Below are 19,639 nucleotides of genomic sequence, written 5' to 3'. Positions count from 1 at the left end.
GTTTTGTTTGCAGGCCTTATTGGCGGTATTCATTTTTAAAGCGCTTTTTTGGGGTTTTTAGTAAGATGGCGATATTGCGATTAGGAATATTGAGGGGGGTGAGATGCAATATGATTTAAATGATCTCTACTATTTTGTGAAAGTTGTCGAATATGGTGGTTTTTCACAAGCGGGTTTGGCTCTAGGGATCCCTAAATCTAAATTGAGTCGACGTATTGCAGACTTAGAGAAAAACCTTAATGTTTCATTGATTTACCGTTCTACTCGTCAGTTTCATGTCACGGAAGTGGGGCAAGTCTTTTATCAGCAGTGTAAAAATGTGGTGGATGAAGCTGAAGTTGCTCATGAATTGATTTGTTCCGTTCAGTCACACCCTAAAGGAACGATCAAGTTATCGTGTCCAGTCGCACTGTTACAAGTCTATCTCAATGAATTACTTGTAGATTTTATGATAAAGTACCCTGATATCGATGTTCAAATTTTAGCAGTTAACCGCCCTGTGGATGTGATTAGTGAAGGGTTGGATTTAGCTATTCGAGTGCGTTCATTGCCATTAGATGATTCAGGCTTAATGATGAAAGTACTAGGATATTCACGGCGTATCTTAGTGGCTAGCCCGCAGTTATTCGCAGAGCACGGTGAACTCACAGAGCCCGAAAAGCTGGTGGATTACCCGATGTTAGCGAATACAGAGCACTCACAAAATTACACGTTGACCCTAAAAAATAGTCACGATCTTAGCTTTACGCAGCATTTCACCCCGAAGTTAGCGACAACAGATATTTTAACGTTATACCATGCGGCACGCAAAGGTGTTGGGATCGCAAGGTTGCCTTATGGTGTGGTAGAAAAAGACATTGAATCAGGGGATTTGATAGAGGTATTACCGAAATGGCAGTTTCCTGAAGATATCATTCATGCGGTATATCCATCACGCAAAGGGTTGTTGCCATCAATCCAATTATTATTAAATCATTTAGCAGATAATATTTCGCCGTCAGTGAAATAAATTTCCCCGATAGCGCATTAGGCTATCAGGGAAATATTTCTCATTTACTGTGTTTCAGGAATGCGGCCAAATTTCCCACTGTTGAAATCATTCACTGCTTCATTGATTTCTTGCACAGTATTCATCACAAATGGGCCGTAACCAACAACCGGCTCGTTAATAGGATCACCACTGAGCAACAGTACTAAGGCATCTTCTGTGGCTTCTAACAGAATATTGCTATCTGTATCGTCGAGGATCATCAGCTCCCCTTCGTTTAAAGCAGAGCGGCCATCAACAAATATTGAACCACGTAACATGACTAAACCGACATAGCGTCCCGCTTTGGTTGGGATACCGACCGTTTTACCTTTGTTAAGCTGCAAATCCCATACATCTAATGGACTAAAGGTTTTTGCTGCACCTTTATTGCCTAAATAGTCACCCGCGATCACTCGCAGTGTTCCTGCATCATTGGGTAATGCGACTTTTGGCATACTATGGCTTTCTAACAGCTGGTAGCCGGGGGCCGCTGATTTGTCTTTTGCTGGCAAATTAACCCACAGTTGTACCATATCAAGAGTGCCACCTTGTTTCATGAAGGCGTCAGACTGATACTCTTGATGTAAAATACCCGATGCCGCAGTCATCCATTGAACATCGCCTGGGCCTATCACACCGCCTTCCCCTGTAGAGTCATGGTGAGCCACTTCGCCATCATACACTATTGTAACGGTTTCAAACCCACGGTGTGGGTGCTCGCCAACCCCCCTATTTGCTGAATTTGAGCTTGAAAAATCAAAAGGCCCCGCTCTATCGAGTAAAAGGAATGGGTTGAGGTATTTCCCATGATCGTTATAGCTAAACATTGAACGGACAGGAAAGCCGTCTCCGACCCAATGGCTGCGAGGAGATTGATAGATACCAATAATTTTTTTCATGGTTTTGCTCCTAAAATTGTTTTGATGACTGAATAATAAAGGAGCAAATCACTTGGCAGTAGTAGCAAAAATAGGTTTCATTGTTGCAGTGATAGAACAATAGAATAAAGACTAATTATTCTATTTATAGAACAGTGTTTATCAAAAACTGGACTACTCAGCCTTAAATCGATGAATTAATCTAAATAACACGAAAATAGAGCGTCTATCGTTCTATTTTTAAATCAAAAACAGATTTCATATTTTATCGATTGAGAGGTTTCATCATGAGTAGCCCAGCTAATTTTAATGGTCAACGTCCTGCTATTAACCCAGAAGATGCGGTGATGTTATTAATCGATCACCAGAGTGGATTATTCCAAACCGTAGGTGACATGCCAATGACGGAATTGCGTGCTCGTGCCGCTGTTCTGGCTAAAATGGCTTCCCTAGCTAAAATTCCAGTAATAACAACGGCTTCTGTACCTCAAGGCCCAAATGGTCCGTTGATCCCAGAAATTCATCAAAATGCGCCACATGCACAATATATTGCACGCCGTGGCGAAATTAATGCATGGGATAACCCTGAGTTTGTGGCAGCGGTAAAAGCAACAGGTAAAAAACAATTAATTATTGCAGGAACCATTACCAGTGTTTGTATGGCTTTCCCTGCGATTAGTGCGGTGATGGATGGTTATCAAGTATTTGTGGTCATTGATGCATCAGGTACTTACAGCAAAATGGCGCAAGAAATCACCTTAGCGCGTGTCGTTCAAGCGGGTGTCGTTCCAATGGATACTGCGGCTGTTGCTTCAGAATTACAAGGGACTTGGAACCGTGAAGATGCGGCGGAATGGGCAATGGCTTACACACAAATTTTCCCTGCTTATCAATTATTAATTGAAAGCTACAGCAAAGCGCAAGATGTTCTGAAAAATAATGAGCAATTAGATTCTGAACGTTAATTCGTGATAAACCCCACATTTAACTTACGGAATTAAATCAGGTGGTGGATGGCATATTTGCTCCAACCCATATGTGATATTAATCTAATTGATTGTTATTGAGCATGGTAAAAACGGGAAATTTATCCCGTTTTTTATGAAAAATTTATTTGGGGTAGCAAACATAAACCCAAGCGGGTGGAAAATTGAGATAGACACGTTGTTTTGTAAAATTAAAATAGCGAGAAAACATCTTTTCGCAGGATTGGGTGTATTGAAATAAAATAAAAACCCCTTGCTTGACAACTAAGCATTGATTCGCTTTTTTCAGAATTCTCATGCCTATCTTTTTATTTAGTGAGAGAAAAGGAATGCCAGAGATAATCACATCATACTCATCTTGAAGATATTCAGCCGAAATGGGGTAAACGACAACTCGGTTATCTTTAATCTGTTGAAGTTGTGTAATAAACGTATTATTAACTTCATAAATATCTAATGATGTATTTAATGAAGACTTTTGCAGTATTTGCTTTGTCATTACGCCATTACCAGCACCTATTTCTGCAAATTTACTTTGTTTGTCCCAATCGATATAACTCAGCATGGTATTACAGAGTGAACTAGATGATGGAATAATCGATCCCATCTCCCTTGGCGAAGTAATAAATTGCTTTATATATTCTTTGTATGAATTAAGCCATAGCGCATTAATAATAAACATTTGCACCTCCAATTAGGGGTATAAGAATTGTTTATTGACTTCGCACGGGTAAACCGCACTCACTACAGAATTTATCGCCATATCGGATAATTGAGCGACATTGTTGGCACTGCATTACGTTACGGTATTGCTGCTCGATCTGCTGTTTATCGTTGTAGTACCCATTATTATGGTCACTGTGTTTGGATGAGTGTCCTTGGTTTGAATACCCCCCATGCTTGGATGACCCACCATGTTTGGAATAGCGTGAACCTCGATTTAACCCAAATAATTTGCTGAAAAATGACATAGGTAATTCTCCGTTATTGAGTGTGTTCACGATTAATATAAACGTTAGAGTTAACTCCAGACACAAGGCAAAAAGAGATTAATTACACGATATTACATTTAATTACTGTGGGTAATTAATTTGACGTTTTGAATTGATGGGTTGGGTATTACGGGAGGAAATAGGCGTTGTCAGTAGCCTAATGGGGGACGAATTTCCCCCATTACACTTAATTTAAGTGGTGAATATTACAACTGCGGGCGTTTAACGAAGCCAATTGCTTCATAAACTTTATCTAACGTTTCTTGCGCGCGAGCAGCCGCTTTAGTTGCACCTTCATCCATAATTTGGTTGAGCAGCGCTTCATCATTACGGAATTCATGGTAGCGAGTTTGAAGGGTAGTTAACATGCCAGAAACAGCTTCTGCTACAGCACCTTTTAGATGACCGTACATTTGGCCTTCAAATTCTGCTTCGAGTTCTGCGATTTTCTTACCAGTCACGCCCGACATGATATCTAATAAGTTAGAAACACCCGGTTTGTTTTCTAAATCATAACGAATACGCGGTGGCTCTTCGGAGTCAGTCATTGCGCGTTTGATTTTTTTCACGACAGATTTCGGGTCTTCTAATAATGCGATAACGTTGTTACGGTTATCATCAGACTTAGACATTTTCTTAGTTGGATCTTGCAGCGCCATAACACGGGCACCACCACCAGTCGGAATGAATGGATCGGGTACAGTGAAAATATCACCGTAAATAGCATTGAAGCGTTGAGCAATATCACGACTCAATTCAAGGTGTTGTTTCTGGTCAATACCAACGGGTACTTGATTTGTTTGATAAATCAAAATATCGGCTGCCATTAGTACCGGGTAATCAAATAGGCCTGCATTGATATTTTCTGCATGACGGGCAGATTTATCTTTAAATTGAGTCATACGGCTCAATTCACCGAAATAGGTGTAGCAGTTAAGCGCCCAGCTCAGTTGAGCGTGTTGTGGGACATGGGACTGAACAAAAATAGTGCTTTTTTTCGGGTCAATGCCACAAGCTAAATAAAGCGCGAGTGTATCAAGGGTTCTTTTACGCAGCTCGATAGGGTCTTGGCGAACGGTGATAGCGTGCTGGTCAACGATACAGTAAATGCAATCGTAGTCATCTTGCATTTGTACCCACTGACGTAATGCACCCATATAGTTACCGATGGTTAATTCACCGGAAGGCTGTGCGCCGCTGAATACGATTGGTTTTTGGGGTTGCTTTAAATTTTCAGTGGGAGTGCTCATTTAGTTATGTCCTTGCTTATTTTATTTCAGATAACCCAATTGCAGGTAATAAATCAGAAAAATGTGTTAATACACAGTTCGGTTCACTCAGTGCAATAGATTCACCATAGTTATAACCGTAGGTCAGACCGACACACGGGCATTCAGCGCTTTTCGCTGCAATAATATCATTACGAGAATCGCCGACAAAAAGCAATTCTTCTTTACGTAAACCGAATGTTCCCATCGTTAAGTAGAGAGGAGCTGGATGCGGTTTTAAAGCTTTGACATCATCGCTACCCAATACTAGAGAAAAGTAGTGTTCAATGCCTAACTTATTCAATAATGGCGCAATAAATGGGGTTGCTTTATTCGTTACAATTCCCATAGGCAGGCCATGTTTCGCTAATTGCTCTAAAGTGTCTTTTACTTCAGGGAACAGTTGGCTGCCTGTTGTGACAGATGTTGCATAGAATTTATCAAAACTGGCTCGCGCTCTTTTTTGTAGCTCGGGCGTGATTTCGGCTCCTGCCCAAGAAAGCGCTCGCTCAACTAATATATCAACCCCATTGCCGACCCAAATAGAAACGCGTTCTTTACCTGCGGGAGGGAAATTTAATTCGTTGAGCATATTGTCGATAGCGTCAGCTAAGCCGCTGGCGCTATCTACGAGAGTGCCGTCTAAATCGAAAGCTATCGCTTTGATATTCTCTAATACGACTTGAGTCATTGAGATACCTTTTGTAATTCGTTACGCATCGCGTCGATAACAGTTTTATAGTCGGGTTGGTCGAAAATAGCAGAACCTGCAACGAAGGTGTCGGCACCTGCTGCTGCAATCTCTGCGATATTATTCACCTTGACACCGCCATCGACTTCCAAACGAATATCATAACCACTCTCATCAATTAATTTACGGACTTGGCGCAATTTATTGAGTGTTTGTGGGATAAAGGATTGTCCACCAAAGCCGGGGTTGACAGACATGAGCAGGATCATATCGACTTTATCCATCACATAATCAAGGTAGCTAAGTGGGGTTGCTGGGTTAAATACTAGCCCTGCGGTACAGCCATGCTCGCGAATTAACTGCAGTGAGCGGTCAACGTGTTCACTGGCTTCAGGGTGGAAGCTAATATGGGTTGCACCCGCTTTAGCAAAGTCAGGGATAATGCGGTCAACGGGTTTCACCATTAAATGGACATCAATAGGTGCGGTTATTCCGTAGTCTCGCAGTGCTTTACATATAGGCGCCCCAAACGTTAAGTTTGGTACATAATGGTTGTCCATAACATCAAAATGCACGATATCGGCACCAGCTGCAAGAACATTGGCAGTATCTTCGCCTAAACGGGCAAAGTCAGCAGATAAAATAGATGGGGCAATGAGAAAGTTTTTCATTATTGTCTCCGATTATTAATCGTTATCTGAGAGCCATTCATCGCTAGGTACAAGGCGCTGTGTTTTTTTCTTATCTATTTTTCTAGGAGAAAGGCTATTTGGTATACCCGGATATAATGCCAGTAACTCATTGACTTTTGTCCGGTTCAATATATTTCTACTGATAGTGCGACGTACTTTTACAATATGTAATTGGGCTTGATGATACCACTCTCTCGTCATCGGGGTATCATGATTTGAGATCAAGACAGGGATTTTGCTTTCTGTTGATAACTTTTGTGCCAAAATCGCTAAGTTTTGTTGTTCAAGCGAATTAAATGAATTCGTATGATACGCGGTGAAATTAGCGGTATCTGATAAAGGTGCATAGGGTGGGTCACAGTAGACAACAGATCCCTCTTTTGCGTTGAGCAAAGTTTCACCATAATGCTGAGTCATAAACATCGCATTTTGTGATTTTTCAGCAAACCACAGTAATTCTTCTTTAGGAAAATAGGGCTTTTTATAGCGGCCGAAAGGAACATTAAATTCACCACGAGAATTATAACGGCATAACCCATTATAGCAGTGGCGGTTTAAGTATAAAAAAAGGACACTGCGTTTCTCAGTATCGGTCGATTGGTTAAAGGCTTCACGCATTAAATAATATTGTTCGGAAGTATTATATTCAGGTGTGAAGATTTGCTGGGCTTCTTCGATAAAAGAATCAGCACGGTCTTTAACTGTATTATAGAGGTTGATGAGGTCACTGTTGATATCTGCCAGTATGTAGGAATCATAACTGGTGTTTAAAAACACTGACCCAGCACCAACAAAAGGCTCAATTAAGCAATCACCTTGTGGAAGGTGTTTTTTGATTTCTTCCACAAGGGGGTATTTGCCCCCAGCCCATTTTAAAAAAGCGCGTTTTTTTTTCATGCCGTCTTTATTATTACAATCGTTTAGAGTACTAAATCTATACTCTGTCAGGACAACATAATGCGCCCGGGGAAAAACGTTGTTATTTTTGATCCTGTTTGACTTGTTTCATATTTCTAACCCACGGTTTTTTCGCTTGCACTGCAGCAGGTAAGGTTCCTATTGCATTTTTTGCGTCGGTCACTGAACTATAATTTCCGTGAATAAGAACATACCAGGTTTGCCCATTACGTATAGTTTTATAGACTTTGTAATTGGCCAGTTTGTTTTCTTTTGCAAAAGCTTCCAATGTATCAGAGCGGCTTGCGCTGCTGAGTTGTAATGTATAGCTACCGGCTGGCGCAGACATGATATTACTACCTTGGCTACTTGCTGTTGATGCAGGTTTCGCTGGCTGTTTAGTCTGCACAGGATGTTTTTGCTCAACGGGTTTTGCAGGTGTTTTTTCTGGTGTAACTGGTTTTACCACGGGTTGCTGTTCGACAGGTTTAACGGTTGGTGGTGTTAACTGTGTCGTATTTTGTGGTTGGTTAGTATTTGGTACAGAAACTTGGCCTTGATTTAAGGCATCAACGACATCACCAGGTATTTCGATACGCTCACCCAGACCATTTGGTTGAGTTTGAGGCTCTCCTTGGGTTGGTGTCGGTGTGATTTGTGAACCGGTAATTTCTTGCGGTTGCCCTGATAACGTTTGACCTTGTGAATTTGTCAACGATGAGGAGCCCGATAAGTCGATATTCTGTGAATTATTTGCACCCGTTGTTTGTTGCTTTTCATGCTCTGTAGGGGCCTTTAAAGCTGAGCTGATAGCAATAATGAGCAGCAATAGAACCAGAACACCTACACCAATCATAATATGTTGGCGTGAGAGTGCAATTTTAGGTTTTGCAGTAGATGATGATTGGCGTGAGCGCCCTGTCGGTCTATCTGATGTATCTGGCCTAAGATCATTTTGACCTTGAGGCTGGTTATCTGGTTTAAATTCGTCCATTTTCCTCTCCCGAATAAAATTTGCCTATAGTAGAGATAAAATGTCTCTTATCAGTACAACCTCTTAACGACCAAGCAGGGCATCGCTGCTTATTTTAAAGCATATATCCTTTCGTAATACCACGCTAGCCAAAGTGGTATTGATAATACGCTTTTTCAGAGTTTCGTATATAGGCGTAGGCATACCGTATAATTTAACGACTTTAGCGAACATCTACCAGTAACATTTTAAAACGTCAGTAAAAATTCGGGTTTTTCTTCGTTTTATGACATACAGGATGATATTGCCGCAATGACAGTCTGCGTATCAACATCTGAACGCATTTCCGAATGGCCGATAGTGGTAGGCAAAATTAAATGTAGTTTTCCACCCATCACTTTTTTATCTCGCATCATATGTGGGAGATAATCATCGGGCTTCATTTGTGACGGGCCTGTGACGGGAAGTGATGCACGTTCTAGAAGAGTGACCACCCGCTGTGTTTGTTCAGGAGTAAATTGGCCAAGTAGCTCAGCTGTTTTTGCTGCCATAACCATGCCAGCCGCGACAGCTTCACCATGTAACCAGACGCCATAGCCCATATGCGCCTCGATAGCATGGCCAAAAGTATGGCCTAAGTTCAATAGTGCACGTAACCCACTAGTTTCTTTTTCGTCTGCCGCAACGACTTGTGCTTTTAATTCACAACAACGGCGAATACAGTAAGCCATCGCTTGGTCATCAAGAGCGACGAGAGCATCGATATTATCTTCTAGCCAGCTAAAAAACTCACTATCGAGGATAATGCCATATTTAATGACCTCAGCTAAACCAGAGGCGAGTTCTCTTGGGGGAAGTGTTTTTAAACAGTTGAGATCAATCACGACAGAAGCGGGTTGATAAAATGCACCGATCATATTTTTCCCTAATGGATGATTGACGGCAGTTTTACCACCGACAGAAGAGTCCACTTGAGATAATAAGGTCGTAGGAACTTGAATAAAACGCACTCCACGCTGATAACTTGCTGCTGCGAAACCGGTTAAGTCGCCAATGACGCCCCCACCAAGAGCGATGAGGGTGGTGTCACGGTTATGGTGTTTTTCAAGTAATGCGGTAAATACATCATTCATAATGAATAATGATTTGTATTGTTCGCCATCCGGTAGAATGATGGTATCAACTTTTACACCTGAAGATTCAAGAACATGCTTTATCTTATCAAGATAAATAGGGGCAAGAGTTTCATTTGTCACGACCATTGCTCGTTGACCTGCAGTTAATGGCCAAAATGCATCCGTTTGTTGATATAAGCCGGGTGCAATATTGATTGGATAACTACGTTCGTCTAGAGTGACGGTGACTTTTTCCATCTTGCTTTACCTTAAGTTCATTTTTGAAAATAACACCATGAATAATTAGTTTTTTTCTAATAGTTCAATGATTTGGCTGGCAACAACTTTAGCGCTTTGTTCATCAGTATGAATGGTAATATCAGCAATTTCTTCATACATCGGATTACGTTCGTCAGCCAGTTTCTCAAGAACTTCACGTGCAGGTTCGTCAACTTGTAGTAGTGGACGTTTTTTGTCACGCTGTGTACGAGATAATTGTTTCTCAATTGTGGTCTCAAGATAAACAACGACACCGCGAGCGGATAAGCGATTACGGGTCTCTTTGGACTTAACAGAGCCACCGCCTGTTGCTAAAACAATGCCTTGTTTCTCTGTAAGCTCATTGATGATTTTTTCTTCGCGATCGCGAAAGCCTTCTTCACCTTCAAGGTCGAATACCCAGCCTACATCTGCGCCAGTGCGTTTTTCTATCTCGTGATCAGAGTCGAAAAACTCCATATTAAGCTGTTGAGCCAACTGACGGCCAATAGTACTTTTGCCAGCACCCATTGGTCCAACCAGAAAGATATTGCGTTTCTCTGCCATGTTTTTTGGTATTACTACGATTATTCGTTAATGATTACCCGCCCCGCCAATCAGATTAGCGGCGGGACCTAAACTGAAACCTCATAAGTGATGATGTGAGATCAGATAAGAAAATTATCTCAATACATCAACCTGAATTGCAACTATATAAATATGGCACTAAGCAAGCAAAGTGCCATATTTAAAATTGCAGGTTTCTATATTTGAGCCGTCTATGTTGTCTAATACCTTGTTTATCATGGTTTTTAACAGTTTTTAGCTATTGGTATCAGCAAGTTATTTCTGTTAAGTGTAGAGCAACATTAATTGTGGCTGTTTTATAAGCGACTGACAGCTTGTTCTTTAATCTACGGATAGTTAGAACACTCAATGGATAACCTTGTATGCTAAAACGACGTCAGCGTCAAATTTATCCGGTAGGTTTATGGCATAAAAAATATTTTTTTTTGTCATCTTTGACTTATTGCTTATTCAACTATTTGAAGTATATGCGTTATTTTTTCTATATTAAATATTGATAAGTTTTGGTGTTATAAAAACGATAAGGACACGTTTATCTATATGCTCTGCCGTATTTGTGAATAATGTACCTAGAAAAGGAATGTGAGATAAAAAAGGTAACCCCGTCTCTGTTTTTTCTTGTTTTTGCTGAAAAATTCCCCCAAGGATAAGGGTTTCATTATTTTTGATAGTGACGGTCGTTGCGATTTCTTGCTTATTGATGGCCAAGTGATGATGTTGACTGCTAGTGAGTGCAGTATCAGGCGAGTTATGACTAATTTTTAGATTTAACTCAACTTTTTCATCACGCACAATAGCGGGAGTGACATCCATTCCGAGTACAGCATCTTTAAATTGTACGTGCGTTTTCTTTTCATTACTGGTGACGTAGGGGATCTCAGTACCTTGCTGAATACTTGCGGGTTGTTGGTGTGAAGCAACTAAACGAGGACTCGCAATAATAGAAAGCAAATTTTCTTTTTCTAATGCTTTAAGTTTCATTTCAAGTAAACCCTCTCCAAGGCTAAGAACATTGAAGGAAAATTGCCCGGATATTGAAGAGTAACGGTTGTAACGATGTAAATGATTAGCGCTCAGGTTTCCCCCTGCCATCATTCCCCATTCTAAACCCAATTCTTGTAATGCAGTTCGGCTGCTACTAATGATATGTGCGGTGATTTGCACTTGTTTATTTGGCATATCTTTATGTTTTATCCATTCATCAATCAGTGCTAATCGGTCTGGATCATCTTTAATAATGAGGCTGTTTGTCGTGATATCGTGATGGATAGATGCATTTTTTGATAATAACGACGTATCAGGGTGTTCTAATAGGAGACGAACCTCTTGAACATTGATTGAGACTAATTTAAATATTTTTTCGGCTTGTGGTGTTTTACTTGGCGCTATCGGCGCTATTGTAATCTCCGAAGTGGGCTGATTTTCTATTACTAAAGGTGGGGTAAGTGGTGCAAAGGGATCTCTAATTTCTTCGGCAGAGACTAAAAATGAAGATAAAAAGAGGAGTCCTCCAATAATTATCATGTGAATGTTAGTTAGTGAGCTATTCATTATGGTTATCATCCTTGATAGCAAGAGTGTTGTTGAAAAAAGAAAATGAGATGGTGGTAACAATAACTCCTTGTTTTAAAATTATTTTTATGTCATGAAAATGCCATCTCTGAGTTTGAGGAAGAGTAAGAAGTTGCTCTATAACGTAATAAATAGCAGCAAAATTGCCTTGGAACTCCATAAAATAGGTATTGATATCTGTGGATTGCAATTGATTAAGTGTGACTGAAGAACGAGAAAGTAAAGTATTTAACTGTGTAAGTAATTCAAGAGGGGCTTCGTTAATATCAACTGATTGTTTTAACAATTGAGCCTGCTTTTCTAGCTGTTGCAATGAAGGTGAGCGGTGGAGAGTTTTCGTTTCTTTTGCAATTGTTTCAGTTAAACTCAGGTTCTCAGTGGCTAATCCCATGATCTGATTTTGGTTTTCTTTCCAGTATAAAAAATATCCAGCAGTGATACAAAGAGCCATGAAGAAGCAAACCGGTAGCGTTTGTTGCCAAAAAGGGCGATACCAAAAAGAATGTGTAGATTCACTCATCGAGCTCCCCTTGGTATTTAGCAGTTAGGTGTAAACGATTTAATTGATTCATTCGGCTGATTTTTTTCAATTGAATATCGCTCAAACCAGGGTGTTTTTTAAGCTGTAAGCCGAGTGAATTGATATCTTGAAAATCATAACTGTTAGCTTTGATCTCTATTTTGTTATCCATTAACTGTAGATTTGTGAGCCAACTTTTTGGTGGGGTTATAGTTGAAAGATTTTGTAATAGCCTAAGTAAAAATTGGTTATTTTCCATGATGCTATCTATCTGTCTTTTTTTGTTCATCAAACTATTGATCTGTGTTTGTTGAGCAGTGATTTGCAATGTTAATTGCTGTATCTGTTCGTATTGCAGTTGGCTATTATGCTTTCTATTTTTTAGGTCATCTATTTCAATTTGTTGAAATAAAAATAAAAAAACACAAGCTATAATTACTGAACAGCAAACTACAAAGCAAAAGAGTAAAAACTCTCGTATCTTCTTTTTTATTTGCTGTTGGCGCCAAGGGAGAAAATTAACTTGGTATAGTTCCATCAGTTAAATATCTCCATGACGCAAAGCAAGGCCAGTAGCAATCACAAAATCCCCCAGTAATTGCGGTAATTTAATATTATGCTGTTGAAAAGCTTGACGTAATTCCCAGTAATGAGCTATCTCAGCAGTACGATGAATATGTTGATGGTCTGTAATTAGGTAGATAGGTAAAGTGGGTGAAGTATCTTCTTGTTCGAGAAAAGGGAGTAAGTGATAAAGTGTTTGTATATCAGTATCTTGTAAATGGTTATAATTAGCTGGCTGGCTAACTGGCCCTGACCAAAGCCATTCACCTTGTCGGTAATGAATAACCCAACATTCATCGGGTAAACCCGCATTTCTTGCCACATAACGTAAAGCTATGGGGGCGACATCAATAGCAAGTAGGTTAAATCCGCTTTCTGTAAATAGATTTTGCCAAAAGGTAATATCTGACTGGCGAGCCCCATTAAAATAAACTTGTTGTTTGATGACGCGATAGTCGATAGCCAGCTCTTGGGCGTGCATAGAAAAACGCTTTTCAGCTTGAGATTGTAAGTACCACCCTAATTCCGGTTGTGGCAATTTGATTTCACTGGGTAATGAAATTTGTTGTTTTATTGTACGAACGGCAGGTAATGCGAAGGATACTGAACACTTTTTAGGTAATTTCTGACGCCATTGTAATAAAATATCCAGTAAAATTTTATGTTGCTCATGGCTAGAATTATCCGTTAATTCGAATGGTAATTGTTGCTGCCAACATTCACATAAATGCCAGTATTGTCTGCGCCGCTTTGCAGCGACTAACTGTATTCTATCTCGATATAGGTCGATCCCAATGTTCCATTTTGATGTATACATAGTTAATTTCCTTATCATTAACAAATAAATTACGTTTTCTATTGTGCTGTATAAGCTTTATACTGTGTGTTAGTGATATCTAAACCCTCTTGTTAGCCGAGCATGGGAATTTTCCGGTGAAGTTCGTAAAATATTTTTTTATTCTTGTTTTCTGTTGCATTTTTTTGGGAACCGCCTCGATTTATGGCATGTATAAATATGTCGAAGGTGAGTTACCCGATGTCGCAACAATGAAAGACATTCGTCTGCAAGTTCCAATGCAGGTATACAGTGCGGATAACGAATTGATTGCCCAATATGGGGAAAAACGTCGTATTCCTTTACCGCTGGCAGAAATTCCTCCTTTAATGATAAAAGCATTTATTGCAACTGAAGATAGCCGTTTTTATGATCACCACGGGATTGACCCGATTGGTATTTTTCGTGCTATTACTGTCATGGCATCATCTGGTCATGCTTCTCAGGGGGCCAGTACGATTACTCAGCAGCTCGCGAGAAACTTTTATTTAAGTCCTGAAAAAACCTTGATGCGTAAAGTTAAAGAGGCTTTTTTGGCTATTCGCATTGAGCAGATTTTTACTAAAGATGAAATTATGGAGCTGTACCTGAATAAAATTTATTTAGGTAACCGTGCTTATGGCGTCGGGGCGGCTGCATACGTTTATTTTGGTAAGACAGTGGATGAGTTGACGCTTAGTGAAATCGCGATGATTGCGGGTTTGCCAAAAGCACCTTCTACATTTAACCCGCTGTATTCTTATGACCGTGCAGTAAATCGTCGTAATGTGGTTCTTTCTCGTATGTTTGAGGAAAAATACATTACTCAAGACCAATATGAACAAGCAAAAAATGAAAAAATAGTTGCTTCGTATCATGCGCCGAAAATCGATTTTTCTGCGCCGTATTTAGCCGAAATGGCACGTCAAACCTTGTTTGATAAATATGGTGAAGATGCCTATACCGATGGGTATAAAGTTTACACTACGGTGATCCGCAAAGATCAGGAAGCAGCAACAACTGCAGTTCGTAATAATTTGATCGACTACGATACTCGCCATGGTTATCGCGGTCCTGCCGAGGTTTTATGGAAACAGAATGAAACGGCTTGGACAGCAGAGCAGATTGTCGAAAAATTGAAAAAAATGCCTGTCTATGGGCCGTTAATGCCAGCTGTCGTGACATCTGCAACGGCTTCAGAAGCACAAGTGATGTTAGCTGATGGTTCGCAAATCCCCATTACAATGACCGGAGTGCGTTGGGCGCGTAAATTTATTTCAGATACTCAGCAAGGTGCCGCGCCAAGAGCCGTAAATGCAGTGATGCAAGTGGGTGAACAAATTTGGGTTCGAAAAGTTAAAGATAACTGGTGGTTAGGGCAAGTGCCTGATGTAAATGCTGCCTTTGTTGCTTTGAATCCGAATGACGGTGCAATTATTGCGCTTGTTGGTGGGTTTGACTTCAATATGAGTGAGTTTAACCGGGTTACCCAATCATTACGCCAAGTTGGTTCGAATATTAAACCTTTCTTGTATACCGCTGCGATGGATAAAGGCCTGACATTATCATCATTACTTAATGATGTGCCGATTAGCCGTTGGGATGCGGGCGCTGGTTCTGATTGGCGTCCTAAGAATTCACCGCCTCGATATGATGGACCTATTCGTTTACGTCAAGGTTTAGGTCAATCAAAAAACGTTGTGATGGTTCGCGCAATGAGAGCCATGGGTGTGGACTATGCCGCTGATTATTTGACTCGCTTTGGTTTCCCAGCGGAAAATATTAACCGTACAGAGGCGTTAGCGCTAGGTGCGCCATCATTTACACCAATGCAAATGGTTCGTGGATATGCCGTCATGGTTAATGGTGGGTATTTGATTGACCCATACTACATTTCGAAGATCGAAAATCATAATGATGAGGTTATTTTCGAAGCTAATCCTAAAATAGCATGCCCGGATTGTACGGATATTCCGGTGATCTATGGGGATACTGAACGCACTATTGCGAGCAAAGGTATTGATGATGAATCTACCGAAGAAGTTACACAATCGGGGGATGATGCCGTCATACAAGAGCCAACAATGGAATTAACAACGGCATCTAACCTAGGCGGGAACTCCGGTGACCAATATGCGCCTCATGTGATTAATACCCCACTCGCATTCTTAATTAGGGATGCGATGATGACTAATATCTATGGTGAGCCTGGTTGGTCTGGTACGGGTTGGCGTGCAGCGAGAGACTTAGGTGGTCGGCGTGATATTGGTGGGAAAACAGGAACAACGAATAGCTCGAAAGATGCTTGGTTCTCTGGCTATGGTCCAGATGTTGTGGCTTCAGCATGGATAGGTTTTGATGACAATAGGCGTACACTAGGTCGTGGTGAAGCGGGTGCTAAAAGCGCACAGCCAATGTGGGACGACTTTATGAAGTCTATTTTGGATGGAGTACCTGTGAAAACAATGAAGCCGCCAAAAGGGGTTATTTCTGTATCCATTGATAGCCGGACAGGTAAGTTAGGTTCTTCCCGTCGTGAGTATTTTATTGAAGGAACGGAACCGAAAGAACATGCTGTACAAGAGGTAGGCACGACAATTTCTACGGAAGGTGGGGCTAGCCAAGAGCTATTTTAAAATTATTGTTGGCTAAACTCTCTCAATTAGCACCCCATTGTTGATTTAAAACATGGGGTGTTTTCTATAGAGACATTTAATATATCAGGCGATTATGTGCCAATATTAATAATTGGTTATGGAAATCACATACAGCTGATACAATAATAAGTGTTTTTACTTACTACTTTTTAAGTAACGTTCTAGATAGAAAAGTGCGCTAATATTCCGAGCTTCGTTGAAATCAGGGTGTTCCAGTAATTCCATCATTCGAGATATTGGCCATAGCTCTTGTTGTAGTGGTTCTGGCTCATCTCCTTCGAGTTTTTCGCTGTATAAGTCTTGAGCGATAAGAATGTTCATTTTACTTGAGAAGTATGATGGTGACATCGTAAGTTTGGCGAGCTGAACAATGTGATTAGCGCCATAACCTATTTCTTCTTTGAGTTCACGTTGGGCTGCTTCAATGGCGATTTCACCGGGGTCGATAGCACCTTTGGGAAAGCCTAATTCATAGCTTTCAATTCCGACAGCGTATTCGCGAATGAGGATGAGGTTATCACCCATGATAGGAACAATAAGAACCGCTTCACGTTTTGCGGGCCGCATTCTTTCATAGACTCGTTTTTCGCCATTACTAAATTCGAGGTCAACTGATTGAATGCTGAATAATTTTGATTGAGCAACATCTTGAATATTCAAGATTTTTGGTTTTTTTAACTCTGTCATAACGATTTCCGAACAGGATGAGTGAAATCTATTGCTAAAAGCATATTTCATTGATTTACGAGACGCGTTGTACTTAGTACTGCCCGTATTTTGAAATCACCGTACAACTATGACCTATATCAAAATAAAATGATAGATATTATCGAGTCGATAAAATGCTGTTAGTATAATCGTCGTTCAAAAATAGCACGGATGAATAAATAAAAAAATTTTTTACAAGATGTTGTAATTTAAAATAAAAATCCTAAATAGAATAGGAATTGGCTTATTTTTAGAAAGCCTGATGGTTGATATGCTTTTCTTATTCATTTTTCATTGGGGAAACAATGCTGAACCATGTCATTATAACGGCTATAATTGTTATTAGCCTGACTATAATGGCTTCCTTCCTATATTTTAGGCGGGGGCGGCGTTCTGGCGTCTATCAAATACCCTCTGTAGCGTCACCATCATTTAGAAAAATGATTGATTCAGATTACCAAACCATCTCTCAGTATTTAAATTATTGCTCTGCTGTATCAATAAATTCTTCTCAACATCCATGGCAAATCAAAAAAAATTCAACAATAGCAACAATTTGCCATTCATTAACGCGTTTTAATTTGCGCCAAGAGCAGGGAAATAGCTGGCGTTATTTTATTGATACCATTGAAGTTCAGCTCCCTTCACAGCTTGAACCGTTTTTGCAACGCCAAAATGTCATGGATATAGTAGAAACAGACCACTTACCATTGATTATTTCAATGAATAGCCATTCGCTGAAAGATTTCAGTAGTGAATGGCAAACAGGCGTACCACTCGATTCAACATGGCCTGATGCGGCTATACAAGAACGTGGTCAACATAGTATTGAACGATTGAAAGTTCGTAAAGAGACGGCAGAAGAGCATCGATTACACAACGCCACAGGTTGGCTTGGTGCCGCGATTATTTGCCTAAGTTTTTTATTTGGTTATTTAACCCTCGTCTCAATCCCGTTATTACAGGAATCGGGGTTGGTGATTACAATGATTACGTTTGTTATTGGGTTACTTGTTCTCTTTCGCTCTAGGATGTTTCCTCGAAAATATCAAGATATTCAATGTATTCACGGTCAACCAAAGCGCTGGGAGCTTTATGGCGAGCTTGATAAAAAATATTCCACAAATACCTCTATTGCGGGTATTGATTTGCACTACCCCAGCCATTGGGCGAATTATTTAAAATACGAAGAAAACCAAGCCGTTAATATTGATTTTTATACGACGGGTGAGGTGGTTAGACTCGGTAAGTATCTTTCTTTGCATGAAGAAGAACGTTATTACCCATATAAGCGGTTCAAAAAGAATGTGTTGATGTTAGTTGGGGCATTATTAACGATGGCCTTGATATTTGCATATCAACCGATGGGGTTACCGATAAAACTGGGTTTTGCTTGGTTAGGTGGTACAGAGAAAATTAAGGTTGAGGACCCTAAGGACCTCGTTTCCCGTCAGATCAAAATTGGGGATACATTAGTTGCCCAAGGTAAAGGGATGTGTTATCGCCCACCGAATTTTAATAAAGAAAACCAAGCACAATTTGTGCCATTTGATTGTTCGGGGATTTATTGGAATGATGTAAGTTTACTGACCGAGCCTCAATCTGAGGTTGTTGAACGTTCGATATCATTGCTTGATACCGTCAAAAGCCAATTGCATCCAGATAAAAACTCGGCAGGAGTTAATCCAAGATTACAGCGCGATATTATGAAGTCAGGGATGAATATTATCTTTGATTTTTCGGCTATCATTATGGGAACAGAACAACTGTGCCATAATTCTGATAATTGCCTAAAATTAAAAAATGCGCTGACTAATCTAGGAAGTACAGAGGATTGGCCTGCTTTAGTACAGAAAGCGTCGACTGGGAAATTAAAAGGGGCCCATGTTTTATTGCGTGCGGGTAGCGCTGAGGCCTTGGAAAACATTGTGGAAGACACCATATATGATTTTATCAAAACAGAAATAGAGAAAGAAGTGCGTAAAATTAATAGTCCTCCTCCTGGAGGTGTTTTATTAATTAGTGATGAAAATAAGCCTTTAGTCGATTCGATACCGGGAGCTTCTTTTAATGAGTTATCGCCATTACAGCGTTGGCAAGAATTGCAAAGGTTATCAAATCTTCTAATCAATACACCGTTCAATATTGAAGGGGTCATTACGAGTTTATCAGTAGATGCTAATGGCACATTGCAAATTGTGTTGCATGAAGAGCCCAATGCAAAAGTGGTATCTCAGTATATACGTAGTGCGATTTTTATCCTATTTTTGTTAGTGTGTGCTTTGTTAAATGGTTCGTTGATTGTGCTACGTGTTTTGAATAATAAGAAGCGTTTGCGTAATATCACAGAATATTATGATAAATGCTTTGAGGCTAATCCCCCTTCCTATCGTCGATAGTATCATCCCGAAAATAGAGGGAGCCTCTTCTTAGTTT

At 40.2% G+C, this 19,639-nt stretch carries 19 protein-coding genes; 4 read left to right on the top strand and 15 right to left on the bottom strand.

Annotated features, from left to right (window positions below; all coding sequences use genetic code 11):
- Nucleotides 1–103 precede the first annotated feature (103 nt).
- On the top strand, nt 104–1,009 hold the full coding sequence (locus PSE72_RS12180) for a LysR substrate-binding domain-containing protein (RefSeq protein ID WP_004906621.1): 906 nt from the start codon (nt 104–106) through the stop codon (nt 1,007–1,009).
- 44 nt (nt 1,010–1,053) lie between these two features.
- Here the strand turns inward: PSE72_RS12180 and PSE72_RS12175 are convergent, their stop codons facing one another.
- A complete protein-coding gene (locus PSE72_RS12175) occupies nt 1,054–1,929 on the bottom strand; it encodes a pirin family protein (RefSeq protein ID WP_115166317.1) in 876 nt (291 codons plus the stop codon).
- Nucleotides 1,930–2,195: 266 nt separating this feature from the next.
- Here PSE72_RS12175 and PSE72_RS12170 point away from each other — a divergent pair, with 266 nt between their 5' ends.
- Nucleotides 2,196–2,873 (top strand): hydrolase, encoded by a 678-nt coding sequence (locus PSE72_RS12170; protein ID WP_004906617.1) that lies wholly within the window; start codon nt 2,196–2,198, stop codon nt 2,871–2,873.
- A gap of 145 nt (nt 2,874–3,018) precedes the next feature.
- On the opposite strand, the gene PSE72_RS12165 is transcribed toward PSE72_RS12170, so the two are convergent.
- The 13 genes from PSE72_RS12165 to PSE72_RS12105 all read right to left on the bottom strand — a co-directional run bounded on the left by PSE72_RS12165 (nt 3,019) and on the right by PSE72_RS12105 (nt 13,841).
- A complete protein-coding gene (locus PSE72_RS12165) occupies nt 3,019–3,576 on the bottom strand; it encodes a class I SAM-dependent methyltransferase (protein WP_115166318.1) in 558 nt (185 codons plus the stop codon).
- 31 nt (nt 3,577–3,607) lie between these two features.
- A complete protein-coding gene (locus PSE72_RS12160) occupies nt 3,608–3,865 on the bottom strand; it encodes a hypothetical protein (RefSeq protein WP_115166319.1) in 258 nt (85 codons plus the stop codon).
- 227 nt (nt 3,866–4,092) lie between these two features.
- Entirely contained in the window at nt 4,093–5,136 is a 1,044-nt protein-coding gene (gene trpS, locus PSE72_RS12155; protein ID WP_115166320.1) for a tryptophan--tRNA ligase, read from the bottom strand.
- A gap of 16 nt (nt 5,137–5,152) precedes the next feature.
- Entirely contained in the window at nt 5,153–5,845 is a 693-nt protein-coding gene (locus tag PSE72_RS12150; RefSeq protein WP_115166321.1) for a phosphoglycolate phosphatase, read from the bottom strand.
- Nucleotides 5,842–6,516: a ribulose-phosphate 3-epimerase gene (gene rpe, locus PSE72_RS12145; protein ID WP_004263207.1), complete on the bottom strand. Its 675-nt coding sequence runs from the start codon at nt 6,514–6,516 to the stop codon at nt 5,842–5,844. The genes PSE72_RS12150 and rpe overlap by 4 nt, the downstream gene beginning before the upstream one ends.
- Nucleotides 6,517–6,531: 15 nt before the next feature.
- Entirely contained in the window at nt 6,532–7,434 is a 903-nt protein-coding gene (gene dam, locus PSE72_RS12140) for an adenine-specific DNA-methyltransferase (RefSeq protein ID WP_004906600.1), read from the bottom strand.
- 82 nt (nt 7,435–7,516) lie between these two features.
- Nucleotides 7,517–8,428 (bottom strand): SPOR domain-containing protein, encoded by a 912-nt coding sequence (locus PSE72_RS12135; RefSeq protein ID WP_004906598.1) that lies wholly within the window; start codon nt 8,426–8,428, stop codon nt 7,517–7,519.
- A 263-nt stretch (nt 8,429–8,691) separates the two neighbouring features.
- Complete coding sequence (aroB, locus tag PSE72_RS12130; protein WP_004906595.1) at nt 8,692–9,780, bottom strand: 3-dehydroquinate synthase; 1,089 nt, start codon at nt 9,778–9,780, stop codon at nt 8,692–8,694.
- Nucleotides 9,781–9,825: 45 nt separating this feature from the next.
- Entirely contained in the window at nt 9,826–10,347 is a 522-nt protein-coding gene (gene aroK, locus PSE72_RS12125) for a shikimate kinase AroK (protein ID WP_004906592.1), read from the bottom strand.
- Between the two features lie 507 nt (nt 10,348–10,854).
- The gene (locus PSE72_RS12120) at nt 10,855–11,919 is read right to left on the bottom strand and encodes a transporter (protein WP_227024235.1); all 1,065 of its coding nucleotides are present in this window, start codon (nt 11,917–11,919) and stop codon (nt 10,855–10,857) included.
- On the bottom strand, nt 11,912–12,460 hold the full coding sequence (locus PSE72_RS12115; RefSeq protein ID WP_115166323.1) for a hypothetical protein: 549 nt from the start codon (nt 12,458–12,460) through the stop codon (nt 11,912–11,914). Before PSE72_RS12115 ends, PSE72_RS12120 begins: the two co-directional genes overlap by 8 nt.
- A complete protein-coding gene (locus PSE72_RS12110) occupies nt 12,453–12,998 on the bottom strand; it encodes a PilN domain-containing protein (RefSeq protein ID WP_115166324.1) in 546 nt (181 codons plus the stop codon). The genes PSE72_RS12115 and PSE72_RS12110 overlap by 8 nt, the downstream gene beginning before the upstream one ends.
- Nucleotides 12,999–13,001: 3 nt before the next feature.
- Nucleotides 13,002–13,841, bottom strand: coding sequence for a pilus assembly protein HofM (locus PSE72_RS12105; RefSeq protein ID WP_115166325.1), 840 nt, complete (start codon nt 13,839–13,841; stop codon nt 13,002–13,004).
- A gap of 116 nt (nt 13,842–13,957) precedes the next feature.
- On the opposite strand from PSE72_RS12105, the gene mrcA reads away from it, so the two are divergent.
- Entirely contained in the window at nt 13,958–16,474 is a 2,517-nt protein-coding gene (mrcA, locus tag PSE72_RS12100) for a peptidoglycan glycosyltransferase/peptidoglycan DD-transpeptidase MrcA (RefSeq protein ID WP_115166326.1), read from the top strand.
- A gap of 156 nt (nt 16,475–16,630) precedes the next feature.
- Here the strand turns inward: mrcA and nudE are convergent, their stop codons facing one another.
- Nucleotides 16,631–17,182 (bottom strand): ADP compounds hydrolase NudE, encoded by a 552-nt coding sequence (gene nudE, locus PSE72_RS12095; protein ID WP_004906579.1) that lies wholly within the window; start codon nt 17,180–17,182, stop codon nt 16,631–16,633.
- Nucleotides 17,183–17,508: 326 nt separating this feature from the next.
- On the opposite strand from nudE, the gene PSE72_RS12090 reads away from it, so the two are divergent.
- Nucleotides 17,509–19,602, top strand: coding sequence for an IgaA/UmoB family intracellular growth attenuator (locus PSE72_RS12090; RefSeq protein ID WP_198641956.1), 2,094 nt, complete (start codon nt 17,509–17,511; stop codon nt 19,600–19,602).
- Nucleotides 19,603–19,639: the final 37 nt, after the last annotated feature.

The sequence above is a fragment of the Providencia sp. PROV116 genome (genome assembly GCF_028482485.1).
Classification (GTDB): domain Bacteria; phylum Pseudomonadota; class Gammaproteobacteria; order Enterobacterales; family Enterobacteriaceae; genus Providencia; species Providencia rettgeri.
The sequence above is the reverse complement of the archived record's forward strand: the minus strand, read 5'-3'. Positions and strand labels throughout refer to the sequence as shown.